The sequence below is a fragment of the Sphingomonas sp. S2M10 genome (genome assembly GCF_012650175.1).
Lineage (GTDB): Bacteria > Pseudomonadota > Alphaproteobacteria > Sphingomonadales > Sphingomonadaceae > Sphingomonas.
Window position 1 is genome coordinate 35,044 of record NZ_JAAILI010000048.1, and the last position, 15,449, is coordinate 50,492.

Consider the following 15,449-nt stretch of genomic DNA (forward strand, 5'->3'; position numbering starts at 1 on the left):
AACATTCCCAAGCGACGCTCGCGCCGCGGCGGTCCATCCGGCAGGATCATGTGGACCTATCATCCCGATCTGCTCGCTACGCCCGTGCCGCGTTACACCAGCTATCCCACCGCCGCCGAATTCGGCGAGGGCGTCGGACCCGCGGAGATGGCGGCGGCGCTCGACCGGGTGGCGCCGCAGACCGATCTGTCGCTCTACCTGCACATTCCCTTCTGCCGCGAGATCTGCTGGTATTGCGGCTGCAACACCGGTGCCGCCAACCGCACCGCCCGCCTCGACGCCTATCTGTTTCGCCTGTCCGAAGAGATCGATTCCATCGCCCGGCGGCTGGACGGGCGCGGCAGGGTGGGGAGGATCGCCTTTGGCGGCGGCAGTCCCAATGCGATTGCGCCCGAGGCCTTTCTTCGCCTTGTAACACAGGCCAAGGCGGCGTTCGGCGCTTCGGCGCCGGTGCTGTCGGTGGAAGTGGATCCGCGCGGCTTCGATGCGGCCTGGGCGGAGGCGATGGCCAAGGCGAGCGTCTCACGCGCGAGCCTGGGGGTGCAGACTTTCGACGCCGGGCTACAGGCGGCGATCGGCCGGGTACAGCCGCGCGCGGACATTGCCGCCACCTTCGATCTGCTGCGCGGCGCCGGTGTCGAATCGATCAATTTCGACCTGATGTACGGCCTGCCCGGGCAGACGGACGAGGCGCTCGCCGATTCGATCGGCGAAAGCGTGGCGATGGGGGCCGATCGCCTTGCGGTGTTCGGCTATGCGCATGTGCCGCACCTGATCCCGCGCCAGCGCCGGATCGATGCGGCCGCGCTGCCCGATGCCGCCGAGCGCTTCGCCCAGGCCGCGCTGGCGCATGCCGCGCTGACCGGCGCAGGGTATGACGCGATCGGCTTCGACCATTTCGCCCGCCCCCAAGATGCCATTGCCGTCGCCGCACGCGAGGGCCGGTTGCGGCGCAACTTCCAGGGCTCCACCGAGGACGAGGCCGAGGTGCTGATCGGGCTGGGCGCCAGCGCGATCAGCCAGTTCCCGGACCTGCTCGTCCAAAATGAGAAGAATGCCGGGCGCTGGCACATGGCGGTATCCTCGGGTCGGCTGGCGGCCGCCCGCGGGGTGCGGCGTTCGAGCGACGACCAGTGGCGCGCGGCGGTGATCGAGGAATTGCTCTGCCACGGCCATGCCGATCTGGCGGGCATTGCCGGCCGCGCCGCGATCGCGCTGCGGCTCGCCCGCTTCGCGGCGCTGGGGCTGGTGCGTTGGGAGGGCAGCATGCTGCTGCTCGCGCCGGAGGCGCTGCCCTATGCGCGGGTGATCGCCAGCGCGATCGACCAGTATCGCGGCTCCGCCCCGGCGCGGTTCAGCAGCGCGGTGTGACGTGGGCGGCGCTCCGGGAATCTACCCAAGGTCGGCTATATAGCTTCGGTTAATTTCGGCTCTTATAAGGCGCTCGCCCGACACGCGCCGGGGTCCTGTTCGCGCGGTTCGAAAGAGCACCGATGTCGCGTCCCGTATTCTTCGATCCCACCGGCAGCCGCAGGCGCTGGACGATGCGCACGGTGTTCGCCCTGATCGGCGGCGTGCTGCTGGCAGCGATCGTGTTCGCTGCCACCATCGTCAACGTGCCGCCCGCGCAGGATCTGCCGGTGCGCTGGGAGAACGCCAAGCCGGCGGCGCTGCGCTCGCTGAGCGCGCGCGGCCAGTCGCGGTCGCAGCGCTGGCTGCCCGGCGGCGCCGCCAAGCGCCCCGGCGCACCGCTCACCGTCGGCTTCTACGTGCCCTGGGATCCCACGAGCGCCGACTCGCTCCGCCGCAACATCGGCGATCTCGACTGGGTGGTGCCGGCCTTCGTCTCGGTAACCGGGCCCAACCACGCGATGCAGGTGCTCGACGATCCCAAGTTCGCGAACATCATCGCCGGCGCTGCGCGCCGGCCGCGGGTTCTGCCGATGGTGCAGAACGTGTCCGACGAAGCCTGGGACACCGCCGGATCAACCAAGCTGATGGCGAGCGCTTCGGCGCGGGCGAAGCTGGCGCGCGACCTCGCCGCGATGGTCAAGGCGCGCAACCTTTCCGGCCTGGTGATGGATTTCGAGAGCCTGCAGCCGGGCTCGCTGCCCGGCTATGCCCAGCTGCTCGACCAGATCAACAAGGCCATGCCCAAGGACAAGACGCTCGCGGTGACCGTGCCGGCGGGTGACGGCGCCTGGGATCTCAAGCGGTTCGCAGCGGTCACCGATCGTGTGATCCTGATGAACTATGACGAGCATTGGCAAGGCGGCACCGCCGGCCCGATCGCCTCGCAACCCTGGTTCGTCGAGGAACTGCGCCGCGCGGTGGCCAAGGTCGGCACCGACAAGCTGATCGTCGCGCTGGCCAGCTATGCCTATGATTATCACGGCGACGGCGTGGATGCGCTGAGCATCGAAGAGGCCTGGTCGGCGGCGCGCGACAGCGAGGCCAGCGTCACCTTCGACAAGACCAGCGGCAACAGCGCCTTCGCCTATGACGAGGACGGCAAGCACCACGAAATCTGGATGGTCGACGCCACCGCCACCTGGAACCAGTTGCAGGCGGTGCGCGCCGCCGGTGTGGGCAGCGTCGCGCTGTGGCGACTCGGCACCGAGGATGCCGGGGTGTGGACCGCGCTGCTCGCCTATCGCCATGGCGGCCGGCCGGACCTGAGCCGCATCGTGCCGGCGACCAATGTCGATGTGGAGGGTCCGGGCGAAATCCTGCGCGTCACCTCCACGCCGACCATGGGCCAGCGGGCGATCCGCTTCGATGCCGCCAACATGATCCGCGACGTGCAGTACCCCGTATTGCCGGCGCCCTATGTCGTCATGCGCACCGGCGCCTCGAAGAACGAGATCGCGCTGACCTTCGACGACGGTCCCGATCCCAATTACACGCCGCGCATCCTCGACATCCTCAAGGCCGAGCAGGTGCCCGCGACCTTCTTCATCATCGGCGAGAACGGGCTGCAGCACCCGCTGCTGCTGCGCCGGCTGGTGGCGGAGGGGCATGAGCTGGGCAACCACACCTATACCCACCCGAACCTCGCCACCACCTCGGCCGCCAGCACCGCGCTGGAGCTCAACGCCACCCAGCGGCTTGTGCAGGCCTATACCGGACGCGGCATGCGGCTGTTCCGCGCGCCCTATTTCGGCGACGCCGAGCCCTCGACGCCCGATGAGCTTGATCCCGCCGTGGTCGCGCAGAAGCAGGGTTACACGGTGGTCGGCCTGCACGTCGACCCGGACGACTGGAAGCGGCCCGGCGTGGACGCCATCGTGCAGGGCGTGATCGACGATGTGGCCTCCGCCACGCCCGACCGTTCGACCAATGTCGTGCTGCTCCATGACGGCGGCGGCAATCGCGAGCAGACCATCGCGGCACTGCCCCGCATCATCCACGAACTCCGCGCGCGCGGCTATCGCTTCGTGCCGATCTCCAGGCTTGCCGGACTTTCCTATGACGAGGTGATGCCGCCGATCCGCGGCAGCGACCTTCTGGCCGTGCGGGCGGATGTGGCGATCTTCGTGTCGCTGGCGGCGATCGCCTCGGGGCTGCGCTGGATGTTCTTCATCGCGATCACGCTGGGCATCGCCCGCGCGCTGATCCTCGCCGGGCTGGCGCTGCGCCAGCGGCTGCGCGAGCGGGGTGCACCGCCGATATTCACGCCGACCGTCTCGGTGATCATCCCGGCCTATAACGAGGAGCGGGTGATCGAATCCTCGGTGCGCCGCGTGCTCGCCAGCGACTATCCGGCGATCGAACTGATTGTCGCCGACGACGGATCGAAGGACCGCACCAGCGCGATCGTGTCGGCGGCCTTTGGCGACGATCCGCGGGTGACGCTGCTGACCCTGGTCAATGGCGGCAAGGCGGCCGCGCTCAACCGCGCGCTGCGACAGGCGAGGGGCGAGGTGATCATCGCGCTCGACGCCGATACCCAGTTCGAGCCCGAGACCATCCGCCGCCTCGCGCGCTGGTTCGCCGACGACAAGATCGGCGCGGTGGCGGGCAGCGCGCAGGTCGGCAATCGGGTGAATCTCGTCACCCGCTGGCAGGCGGTAGAATATATCACCGCGCAGAATCTCGAGCGCCGGGCGCTTGCCGGGTTCAACGCGATCACCGTGGTGCCGGGTGCGGTGGGGGCGTGGCGTCGCGCCGCGCTCGACGCGGTGGGCGGCTACCCCGAGGATACGCTGGCCGAGGACCAGGACCTCACCATCGCCATCCAGCGCGCCGGCTGGCGGGTCACCTATGATCCCGATGCGGTCGCCTGGACCGAGGCGCCGGAGAGCTTCAAGGCGCTCGCCAAGCAGCGCTATCGCTGGGCGTTCGGCACGCTCCAGTGCCTGTGGAAGCATCGCGGCCTGTATCGCGACAAGAACGCACGCGGGCTCGCCTGGATCGGGCTGCCCCAGGCCTGGGTGTTCCAGATCCTGTTCGCCGCGATCTCGCCGCTGATCGATCTCGCGCTGGTGTCCGCGATCTTCGCCACCGGCGTGCGGATCGCCCAGCACGGCTGGGAGCAGACGCGCGGCGATGTGGGCACCATGGCGATCTACTGGGCCGCGTTCACCGCGATCGACATCGGTTGCGGCTGGGTCGCCTATCGGTTGAACAGCCGACGGATTCGCTATCCGGCGCTGCTGCTGGTGTCGCAGCGCTTCGTATATCGCCAGCTGATGTACTGGGTCGTGCTGCGGGCAATCAGTTCGGCGGTGGGCGGCTGGTTCGTCGGCTGGGGGAAGCTGGAACGTACCGGCCGGGTCGCCGCTGCGGAGCATGTAGCGGCGGGGTAACCGCGGACGCGATCTTCAAATAATGATCCCCGGCGGCCCCTTGTCAGCAGCGGGGGCGGGGCGTGGCGCCGTTGCTACGGACTACCGTTTATCCTGGACGGCGGAGAAATCGTGGCTTTTCTGCACCAGGTCGATATTTTTCATAGTCAATCCTGATGAAATCAGCCCTTCGAAGGGCGGTAAATCCAGTAGAGAGAGCGTTGGGACGTCTTATTTTGGTGAATTAGTAAGCAAGATGAAGCGAAGATGATTTAAGCGCGTATTCATTGTTACAGATAGTGTAACATTTACGCCAACTATATTGCCTAGGTCGCCCCGACCCATACTGCACCACCTCGGGGAAAAGCTTCATGATCCGTCATTTTACTTTTCGACTTGCGCTGCTGAGCGGCGCTACCGCCGCTGCGCTCACTGCCGCGCCGGCGATGGCGCAGGCCCAGGTAGCCGACGCCGCCCCCGCGGCCGATGCGCCCGCCCAGGAGGGCCTTGCCGACATCGTCGTCACTGCTACCCGGCGCGAAACCAACCTCCAGAAAACGCCGATATCGATCAGCGTGCTCAACGCACAGGGCCTGCAGGACCGGCACGTCCAGAGCCTGTTCAATCTGGCCGACGGCACCATCCCGTCGCTGCGCGTCGCCACCTTCGAGGCGCGCCAGTCGGCGTTGACGATCGGCATCCGCGGCATCGTCCCCTACGACCAGAACCAGACCGCGCGTGACGGCGGCGTCGGTGTCTATATCGACGGCGTGGCGCTGGGTAAGACGCAGGGGCTCAATGCCGCGCTGTTCGACATCGAGCGGATCGAGGTGCTCAAGGGCCCGCAGGGCACGCTGTTCGGCCGCAACACCGAAGGCGGCGCGCTGTCGCTCGTGTCGCGGGCGCCGTCCGGCGTGTTCGGCGGCCGCGTCACCGCGGGCGTGGGCAATTATGGCAGCCACAATGTCGACGCGCACCTCGACCTGCCCGCCTTCCAGAACGTGGCACTCAAGTTCGACGGCGTCTATCAGCACCAGGATCCGACGGTGCAGAACCCGCTCACGGGTTCGACGGGCTGGAACTATTATGATCGCAAGGGCGGTCGCGTCGCCGCGCGCTGGAAGCCGGTCGAGGGCTTCACCGCCGACTTCGCCTATGACTATGCGAAGGACGAGAACACCCCGCAGTACAGCCAACTGGTCAACTACAACCCCAACAACTATGCCGTCGGCGCGTTCAACAACGGCGTGCTGCAGCTGAACGGCGTAAACTGTGGCGGCACGATCACCACCGCCCAGGCTGCCGCCGGTCGCCCGGTCTGCATCGCGCCCAAGGCGCCGCTGGTCGGCGTCCACCCGGAGCGGCAGAAGGTCGCCGATGTCGGCGTGCCGCAGCAGCCCAGCGTCGACATCACCCATGGCTTCTCGTCCAACCTGAAATATGTCGCCGCGCCGTGGCTGGAACTGCGCTCGATCACCGCCTGGCGCGGCGTCAGCACCGATCAGTGGGATAACTCCGGCGGGCCGGAGCGCAGCTCGTTTGCGCCATTCGTGCCGAACACGGCCAACCCGGCGGCGCTCAACACCACCGGCACCTTCAGCCGCTACAGCCTGTCGTTCCTGCGCCAGCACCAGTTCAGTCAGGAATTCCAGGCGGTCGGCAGCGTGCCGCAATTCGACTATGTCGTCGGCGCCTATTATTTCACCGAGCGCGCCACGGAATATGCCGCGACGCCGCTGAGCAACCAGTGGAATGCTGACGGTACCGCCTACACGATCCGCAGCCCGATACCGGGCAATTCCAGCCCGATCACCGGCGCGAATTCGGGCTATCAGCAGTTCGATCCGTCGTGCAACAACACGCTGGCAGCCACCGTGCCGCAGTTCGCCAATAGCTGCCAGCTCATCACCCGCGCCAGCCAGGCGAGCGACCACAATTATTCGCTGTTCGGCAACCTGACCTTCACGCCGGATGCACTGAACGACGTGGTGCACGTCACCGTCGGCGGCCGCTGGACCAGGGACAAGCGCCACGGCACGCTGTACGTCGTCAACAATCGTGCGGACCTGGTCACCGCGGGCACGGTGTCGCCCTTCGGCTTCAGCAACAGCGTCAGCCGGTTCGATCCGATGATCAATGTCGCGTTCGACGCGACGCAGGACGTCCATCTGTACGCCAAATACGCAACGGGCTTCCGCGCCGGCGGCGCCAACGACCGGTCGCTCCAGTTCAATGCCTTCGGGCCGGAATCGGTCAAATCGTACGAAGTCGGCGCCAAGATGGACTTCTGGAACCACAAGGCGCGCCTGAACCTGGCGGGCTACATCATGGACCGCGCCAACACCCAGTTCGACTTCGACTATTTCGACACGAACGGGGCGAGCCCGACCAACGGCAGCCATATCGAGCAGACGACCAATGCCGGCCAGAGCAAGATCCGCGGGATAGAGGCGGATCTCACCGTGGCGCCGGCCCAGGGGCTGACGCTGACCGGTTCCTATGCCTACACCTATTGGCGGGCGCCCTCGGCGGTGAACCCGCTCACCCCCGGCGCGCCGGCGCAGCAGCTGTACATCGTCTACACGCCGAAGAATGCCGCGTCGGCAGCGATCGACTATGCCGTCCCGATCGGCAACGGCGACGCCAGCGTTCGTTTCCACCTGGATGGCAGTTATGCCAGCAGCCAGTATAGCTTCCAGCTCGAGCCCACCAAGACCGATGCCAGCTTCGTGATGAACGGCCGCATCGCGCTGGCCGATATCGCCGTGTCGGACCATAACAGGGTCACGTTCGCCTTTTGGGTGCGCAACCTGCTCGACGAGACCTATATCTATCGCCGGTCCTCGGCCAATTCGGTGCCCGTCTACAATTACGGCGCCAACGGCCAGTTGGTGTCGACCAGCTATGGCGGCATTTTGGGCGACTATGCCAACTTCAACCCGCCGCGGACCTGGGGCTTCGAAGCGGGTGTGAAATTCTGATGGCGCGTTCCCGCCCCTTCGGTGGCGGGACCGTCATTCGGCGCGGCCAGGAAGGCGAGGTCCTTCCGGGCCGTTCTGCGTCCGGCGCCGACCGAGGTCGGAGAGCGCGCGGAAGGTGATCGACCAGCGCGGCACGTCCATGGGCGCGATGCTGTGTTCCCAGCCGTGGCGCGCCTCCCCGGAAAGCAGGTAGATCGATCGGGGAGGAAGCGGCTGTTCGGCACGGTCGAACGCCCGCGGGCCGGCGCGGCGGCGCAGCCGCAACGTGGCGGGCGCGCCGAGTGAAATGCCCACCACCTCTTCGAACACCGGCCGATCGCGGTGCCAGCCGATACCCGCGCCCGGCGGGTAATGAATCAGCAGCGCCTGAACGAGCGTGCCAGGCGCCAGGCCGGCAAAGGCTTCCGCGCGCTCGCGCAGCGGCACCAGCCAGGCCGGCATGGCGGCGGCGGGGCCGACCCCGCCCTGCTCGAAATCATAGTGCCAGCCATAGCTGGCGGTCCGCCGGTTGCCGATCCATCCCTGGAACCGAAAGGGGAGCAGCGAGTCCGAGTCGATGGACGCGATCGCGGCGGATTCCTCGGCTGCGTCCAGAAATCCGGTGTCGATGCAAAAGCCGGAAGGGCCGGGAACATCGAACAAATCTGGTTGCCGAACGGCCATAGCCCCTGAACCTTCGAGCCTCAGGTATGCTCCCGAATAATCGCGGGAAAAGAGACACATTCCAGCAAGATTGCATATATATGATGTGTCATATTGATCCAGGTTTATGAATTTCCTGGATATTTTTGCAACGTGACGGGTTGCTTGGCTTAGGATACACGAATAGCCATGGTCGCCGTGAAGAACGATATGATCGAGGTAATCGACCACGCGTCGCAGTTTTTGAAGGCGCTGTCCGGCCGCAGTCGTCTGCTGCTTCTATGCCATCTGGTTGATGGCGAGAAATCGGTGGGGGAACTGGCACGGCTCACCGGCGCGCGCGACACAGCGGTCTCCCAGCAACTTGCCCTGCTTCGTCGCGAAGGCATGGTCTCTGCCCGGCGTGCCGGCCAGATGATCTTCTATTCGCTGGCAAGCCCGGAGGCGCGCCGCATGCTGGAGGCGCTGAACGACCTGTTCTGCGCCAATGACGGCGGCACCGGCCTGCTGCTGAAGCCGGAGCTCAGCGAGACCGCCTGAACCGCGCCCCGCACCCGGCGTGCGGGCAGGCTGATCTATCGGCGCGGGCGCTCGATCGCCGCCCGCGCGGCGGGGACGATGAGTTCCATGGCGCGATTCGCGCGCATCCGATGCCAGCCGAACAGATCGCCCACCGGCCGTCGCGCCTGTTCGCGGGCTATCTCTGCCGTGGCGTCGGAGGCATCGCCGATCCGGGCGGCGACTCGGGCGATGCGATCGCGATCGGGTGCCTCCAACCAAATTCCGGTGAACGGTACGCGCGCCTGCAGCGCCAGCGCTTCGGCGACTTCGCGCTCGCTGCGGTTGAGGAACACCGCGTCCAGGATCACCGTGGAGCCGCAGGCGAGGTGGTCGTCGGCCGATTCGAACAGCGCCTCATAGGTTTCGGCATCGTTGCGACGGGTATAATGCGACGGGGGCAGGCGGGTTTCCGGCAGCAGGCCGGCAAGCCGCTTGCGGAACACGTCGGAGCGCAGGACGCGGGCGCCGGGACGCCTGCCGTACAGTCCGCCGAGCAGCCGTGACAGGCTGGACTTGCCGGTGCCGGAAAGGCCGCCGATCACGATCAGCTGGGGTGCGGCGGGCTCCAGCAGGCGGTTGGCGGCGGTCAGGTCCGGCGTCTGCAGCGAGAGCATCAGCGGCAGCAGTGCCCAGCCGGTTGCCCCCTGTGGAGACAGGTCCAGATAGCGATTGGCGAGGATAGCGGCATCAGCGGCGCGATCCTGCTCGAGCAGGGACGCCAGCGACCCTGCCAGATCGAACAGGATGTCGAGGGGGATCCCGTCGCCCAGCAGACGCACGCGGCCTGCCCGGGCGCGACGCTCGATGTCGGTCCCCTGCAGGGCGATCGCGCTGCGCTGGGCGCTGGTCTGCGCCCGTTCCATCAGAAACTGGCGGAAGCTCGCGCCGGCGGGGGTCACTGTCGCCCGGCCATGTGCCTGCACGATCGTTTCGGCAAGGGCGTGCAGAGCCGCGACGTCGCTCGTGCCGGAAGCCGGCAGGTCGCCGCCCGGTCCCTGCCGCTTCACGGCCGCTGACGCCATTGCCCTGCTCCCCTGGATCCCTCGGCGACTCAGCCGATCGGGCACATCCTATACGCGCCAAATCTGAACGGCACTGTACCGTGGTTCAACGCCGTATCGCAGCGCCGCTCAATTTGGCCGCAACGGTTTCCCGCAGGGGCTTGGGCCGGAACTCCGCGTCATACGGCGCCACCCGCGGCACATCGCCGTCCTTGCGCGGCTTGAACCCTTTCAGCCAGCTGTAGCGGTCGCTCAGCCCCCAGAACAGCAGGTCACGAAGCTGGGGATAGCCGAGCATCACGTCGAGATAGACACCGGCATAGTCTGCCACCTGCCGATCGCGCACGGCGATGTCGCCGGGCAGATGCTGGTCCGCCACATCGAACTCGGTGATCAGCAAGCCATAGCCCATGCCGGTCACCGCATCGAGGAAGTCGCGCCAGGCCTTCTCCTGCCGCGCCGCCAGCACGCCCGCGGGCGCATCGCTGGCCGGCTCGATATGCGACTGCACGCCCAGCGCGTCCACCGGCACGCCGCGCTTGCGAAAGCCCTCCAGCAGCCGGAGCACGCCGTCGCGATGCGCTTCGTTGCCGGGCTCCCAGCTCATATAGTCGTTATAGACCAGCTGGGCGTGCGGGGCTGCGGCGCGGGCGGCGCGGAAGGCATGATCGAGCATCGGCACGGTGCCGCCGAACGCGCGGGAGAGGCTGGTCTCGCGCAGCCCGCCGCTTTTCTCGTCGACCGTTTCGTTGACAACGTCGTAGCTGCCGATCCGCGTGCCATAGCGCTTGCAGACGGTGTCGATATGCGCGGTGAGCAGCCGTTCGGCCTCGCGCGCGGGCGTCGCGCCGAAGTCATGGTCGTTCAGCCAGCGCGGGAAATACTGGGTCTTGTGCCACAGCAGCGTGTGACCGCGCATCGCCATGCGGTGCGCCTCCGCCCAGTCGAGCATCGCGTCGAACCGGGTGAAGTCGAAGCGGTCCGGGGCGGGGCGCACGGCCTGCCACTTGAGCTGGTTTTCCGGCACCAGCAGCCCGCATTCGCGCTGAAGCAGCGCCGCGTAGCGCGGGTTGGCAAAGCTGCCGGCGTCGGCCCCCGGCGGGCTCCAGCTCAGCGCGGAGCCGATCCGCAGGCCCTTCTGCCCGGCTACCGCATGCAACCCCGGAAGCTGGGACGTGGCGCGAGCTCCAAGCGGAAGCGTGGCGGCGGCAGCGGCGCCTGCGAGCAGGCCGCGCCGGTCGATACGGAAGCCGTTGCTTGGCATGGGATAGTCCTCTCCTGAACGCGCCCTATGGGCGTCGCTTGTGTGGTAGCGGTACCATGTTCGGGCTGCTACACGCTTGTCAACGACGGCGAACCATCGCGCCGGGGAGAGGATGCAATGCGGGCGGTACTGGGCGCAATTCTCTGGCTGTTGGCGACGTTTGCCCTTGCGCGCCCGGCGCACGCGGAAACCGGTTATGACCTGTGGCTGCGCTATCAGCCGCGCGATGCGGCGACCGTTCGACGCGTCGCGCCGCGGCTTCGCTATGTCGTGGCGGACGGTAGCGGGCCCACCGTGCGTGCGGCGGTGGCGGAACTGGATCGCGGCCTTGCCGGGCTGATCGGATCGTCGCCGGTCCATGCCCGGGCGGTGTCGGGCAAGGGCGGGGTGGTGCTCGCCACCGCCGGATCGCCGTTGCTGAAGGGCATGGCGCTCCCGCTCGGCTCGCTCGGTCGCGAGGGCTTCCTGATTCGTTCGGCCAGCATCCGTGGCGCGCAGGTGACGCTGATCGCGGCCAACAGCGATGTCGGCCTGCTCTACGGCACGTTCCGGCTGCTCAAGCTGGTCCAGCTCGGCGAGCCCGTCGACGCGCTCGACGTGCAGGATGCGCCCAGGCTGCAGCTGCGCGTGCTCGACCATTGGGACAATCTCGATCGATATGTAGAGCGCGGCTATGCCGGCCAGTCGCTGTGGGACTGGCAGAAGCTGCCGGGCTACACGGACCCGCGCACCACCGACTATGCCCGTGCCAATGCCGCGATCGGCATCAACGCGGTGGTGCCGAACAACGTCAACGCCAATGCCGATATCCTCACCGCGCCCTACTTGCAGAAGGTGAAGGCGCTGGCGGCGGTGTTCCGCCCCTATGGCATTCGCATCTACCTCACCGCGCGCTTCTCGGCACCCATCGAGATCGGCGGGCTCAAGACCGCCGATCCGCTCGACCCCGCGGTGCGCGCCTGGTGGAAGGCCAAGGCCGACGAGATCTACGCGGTGATCCCCGATTTCGGCGGCTTTCTGGTCAAGGCCAATTCGGAAGGCCAGCCCGGCCCCTCCGACTACAATCGCAGCCATGCCGATGGCGCCAACATGCTGGCCGACGCGCTCGCTCCCCATGGCGGCGTGGTGATGTGGCGCGCCTTCGTCTATTCCGAGCATAACGACGCCGATCGCCACAAGCAGGCGAACGACGAGTTCGTGCCGCTCGACGGCCAGTTCCGCGACAACGTCCTCCTCCAGGTGAAGAACGGCGCGATCGACTTCCAGCCGCGCGAGCCCTTCCACCCGCTGTTCGGTGCCATGCCGAAGACGCCGATGATGCTCGAGGTGCAGATCACCAAGGAATATCTCGGCTTCGCGACGCACCTCGCCTATCTGGGGACGATGTGGGAGGAGGTGCTGCAGAGCGACACCTTCCGCCCCCGCGCGGGCAGCACCGTCGCCAGGGTGCTGGAAACCCCGGTGGCACCCGGGGCGCTGACCGGCATGGCCGGCGTCGCCAATATCGGCACGGACATCAACTGGAGCGGATCGCAGTTCGATCAGGCCAACTGGTATGCCTTTGGCCGGCTCGCCTGGGATCCGGAGGCCAAAGCGGCGGACATCGCCCGCGACTGGGCGCGGCTGACCTGGAGCACCGACCCGGCGGTGGTCGACCCCATCGTCGCGATGATGCTGGAATCGCGCGAGGCGGTGGTGAACTACATGACGCCGCTCGGCCTCGGCCATGTGATGGCGACGGGGCATCACTACGGCCCCGGTCCCTGGGTCTCGAACCTCGCCCGGCCCGAATGGAACCCGACCTATTATCATCGCGCCGATGCAAACGGGATCGGCTTCGATCGCACGCCCACCGGCACCAACGCGCTCGGCCAGTACGCGCCCGAGCTGGCGAAACTCTGGGGGGACCTCAAGACGGTGCCGGACAGCCTGCTGCTCTGGTTCCACCACGTCCCCTGGGACTATCGGATGCGCTCGGGCGAAATCCTGTGGGACAGCCTGGTCGCGCACTATGATACCGGCATCGCGACGGTGGAGGACATGCAGCGCCGCTGGGCCGGGCTGGAAGGCAAGGTCGATGCGCGGCGCTGGGCGGAGGTGCGCGACTTCCTCGCCATCCAGCGACAGGAGGCGCAGTGGTGGCGCGATGCCTCGATCGCCTATTGGCAGTCGCTGTCGAAGCGGCCGCTGCCGGCCGGGCATCTGGCCCCGCCGCAGCCGCTGGGATATTATCAGGCGATCCGGACGCCGCACGCGCCGGGCAACGGAAAATAAGGGGAGCGGGATGCGCGGAATGAAGATGGGGCTGCTCGCCGGCATGGTGCTGGCGAGCCCGGCGGCGGCGCAGCAGCGTGCCGCGATCGACATCAACCAGATCGGCTTCGAGCCCGGCGACGTGAAGCTCGCCGTGGTGCGCGGCGCGGGGACGAGCCCGCTGCCCTGGCAGTTGCTGGACGCGGACGGCAACGCTGTCGGCAAGGGCGAGACGCTCGTCTACGGGCCCGATGCCAGCTCGGGCGCGGTGGTCCAGCGGATCGACTTTTCGGGCTTCCGGCGCGCGGGGCAGGGCTATCGCCTGTCGGTCGCCGGGGTAACCAGCGACCCGTTCGTCATCGCGCCGACGCTCTACAAGGCGCTCGCCCGCGATGCGGTGAACTTCTTCTACCAACAGCGCGCCGGCACGCCGATCGACGCCAGGTTCGCCGGCGCCGCCTGGGCGAGGCCGGCAGGCCATGCGCACGAGGTGGCGGGCTGCTTCTCCGGCGCCGACGAGCGCGGCACGAGCTGGCCCGGCTGCACCTACAAGCTGGACGTGACCGGCGGCTGGTACGATGCCGGCGACCACGGCAAATATCTCGTCAACGGCGGCATCTCATTATGGACGCTGCTCAACGCCTATGAACGCCGCCCCAAGGGCTTCCCGGACGGGTCGCTGCGCATCCCCGAAAGCGGCAACGGGGTGAGCGACATGCTCGACGAAGCGCGCTGGGAAATGGAATTCCTGCTGCGGATGCAGATCCCGGACGGCGTGCGCACCCGCGTGCCCTCGGGTCCGCTCGGCGCGCCCAAGCCCGGCCGCCCCGCCTGGGAGCCGAGCTTCCCGCCCTTTGCCGAGATCGATGCCGGCGGCATGGCGCACCAGAAGGTCGCCGACCGCAGCTGGACCGCGCTGCCCATGCCCCCGCAGAACGATCGCGAGGAGCGGCTGCTCTATCCGCCGACGACGGGGGCTACGCTCAACCTCGCGGCCACGGCAGCGCAGGGCGCGCGGCTCTGGCGCGGGGTGGATGATGCCTTCGCCGCGCGCTGCCTCAGCGCCGCGCGGCGCGCCTGGGCGGCGGCGCAGCGCAACCCGCGGGTCTATGCCACCAGCAGCTTTACCGGCAGCGGCGGCTATGGCGACAGCGAACTGGGCGACGAATTCTACTGGGCCGCCGCCGAGCTCTACGCGACCACCGGCGAGGACGCGTTCCGCAAGGCGGTGACCGGCTCGCCGCATTTCGCCGAGGCGGTGCGCGCGCCCGGCTGGAGCTTTACCGCCCCGCTCGGCACGATCACGCTGGCGACGGTGAAGACGGGCCTTGGCGACGCCGAGGTGCAGAAGCTGCGCGCCACGCTGATCGCGGCGGCGGACGGAATCCTCGAGCAGCGCCGCCAGAACGGCTATGCGATTCCCTACAAGGCGCAGGGCTATCCCTGGGGCTCGAACGGCGACCTGATGAACCAGGCGATGCTGCTCGGCGTGGCGGGAGACCTCACCGGCGCGGCCAAGTACCGCGCGGGCATCGTCTCGGCGCTCGACTATCTGCTGGGGCGCAACCCGATGGGGACGTCCTATGTCAGCGGCTATGGCACGCGGTCGCTGCAGAACCCGCACCACCGTTTCTGGGCGCGTTCGCTCGACGCCAAGCTGCCCGGGCCGCCGCCGGGGGTTCTCTCGGGCGGGCCGAACGATACAGCGATGGGCGACCCGGTGGCGATGCAGCTCAAGGGCAAATGCGTCGCCCAGACCTGCTGGGTGGACGATATCGGTGCCTATGCGCTCAACGAAGTCGCGATCAACTGGAACGCGCCGTTCTTCTGGGTGGCGGCGTGGATGGACGATTGAGGGGGCGGGGCTTCCCAGGTCGCACGTGAGGGCGCGACGTACCTTCTTCGAGCCTTCGCGTAAGAAATGGAGGCGGCAGCTACATAGCCACCGCCCCATTACAAC

The 15,449-nt window shown here is 67.6% G+C and carries 9 protein-coding genes; 6 read left to right on the forward strand and 3 right to left on the reverse strand.

What is annotated here, in order from left to right:
- Positions 1-48: 48 nt before the first annotated feature.
- The 3 genes from hemN to S2M10_RS11405 all read left to right on the forward strand — a co-directional run bounded on the left by hemN (position 49) and on the right by S2M10_RS11405 (position 7,768).
- Complete coding sequence (hemN, locus tag S2M10_RS11395) at positions 49-1,371, forward strand: oxygen-independent coproporphyrinogen III oxidase (protein ID WP_168846168.1); 1,323 nt, start codon at positions 49-51, stop codon at positions 1,369-1,371.
- Positions 1,372-1,493: 122 nt separating this feature from the next.
- Positions 1,494-4,808 carry a glycosyltransferase gene (locus S2M10_RS11400; RefSeq protein ID WP_168846169.1) on the forward strand — a complete coding sequence of 1,105 codons (3,315 nt, stop codon included), beginning with the start codon at positions 1,494-1,496 and terminating at the stop codon, positions 4,806-4,808.
- Between the two features lie 350 nt (positions 4,809-5,158).
- The gene (locus tag S2M10_RS11405) at positions 5,159-7,768 is read left to right on the forward strand and encodes a TonB-dependent receptor (RefSeq protein WP_168846170.1); all 2,610 of its coding nucleotides are present in this window, start codon (positions 5,159-5,161) and stop codon (positions 7,766-7,768) included.
- Positions 7,769-7,801: 33 nt separating this feature from the next.
- Here the strand turns inward: S2M10_RS11405 and S2M10_RS11410 are convergent, their stop codons facing one another.
- Positions 7,802-8,410 carry an alpha-ketoglutarate-dependent dioxygenase AlkB gene (locus S2M10_RS11410; protein WP_247650756.1) on the reverse strand — a complete coding sequence of 203 codons (609 nt, stop codon included), beginning with the start codon at positions 8,408-8,410 and terminating at the stop codon, positions 7,802-7,804.
- Positions 8,411-8,599: 189 nt separating this feature from the next.
- Here S2M10_RS11410 and S2M10_RS11415 point away from each other — a divergent pair, with 189 nt between their 5' ends.
- Positions 8,600-8,950, forward strand: a complete 351-nt coding sequence (locus tag S2M10_RS11415; RefSeq protein WP_168846172.1) for a helix-turn-helix domain-containing protein — start codon at positions 8,600-8,602, stop codon at positions 8,948-8,950.
- Between the two features lie 35 nt (positions 8,951-8,985).
- On the opposite strand, the gene S2M10_RS11420 is transcribed toward S2M10_RS11415, so the two are convergent.
- Positions 8,986-9,993: an AAA family ATPase gene (locus tag S2M10_RS11420; protein WP_168846173.1), complete on the reverse strand. Its 1,008-nt coding sequence runs from the start codon at positions 9,991-9,993 to the stop codon at positions 8,986-8,988.
- Between the two features lie 85 nt (positions 9,994-10,078).
- Entirely contained in the window at positions 10,079-11,236 is a 1,158-nt protein-coding gene (locus tag S2M10_RS11425; RefSeq protein WP_168846174.1) for an endo-1,4-beta-xylanase, read from the reverse strand.
- 117 nt (positions 11,237-11,353) lie between these two features.
- On the opposite strand from S2M10_RS11425, the gene S2M10_RS11430 reads away from it, so the two are divergent.
- Positions 11,354-13,510, forward strand: a complete 2,157-nt coding sequence (locus S2M10_RS11430) for an alpha-glucuronidase family glycosyl hydrolase (RefSeq protein WP_168846175.1) — start codon at positions 11,354-11,356, stop codon at positions 13,508-13,510.
- A gap of 10 nt (positions 13,511-13,520) precedes the next feature.
- A complete protein-coding gene (locus S2M10_RS11435) occupies positions 13,521-15,344 on the forward strand; it encodes a glycoside hydrolase family 9 protein (RefSeq protein ID WP_247650757.1) in 1,824 nt (607 codons plus the stop codon).
- Positions 15,345-15,449: the final 105 nt, after the last annotated feature.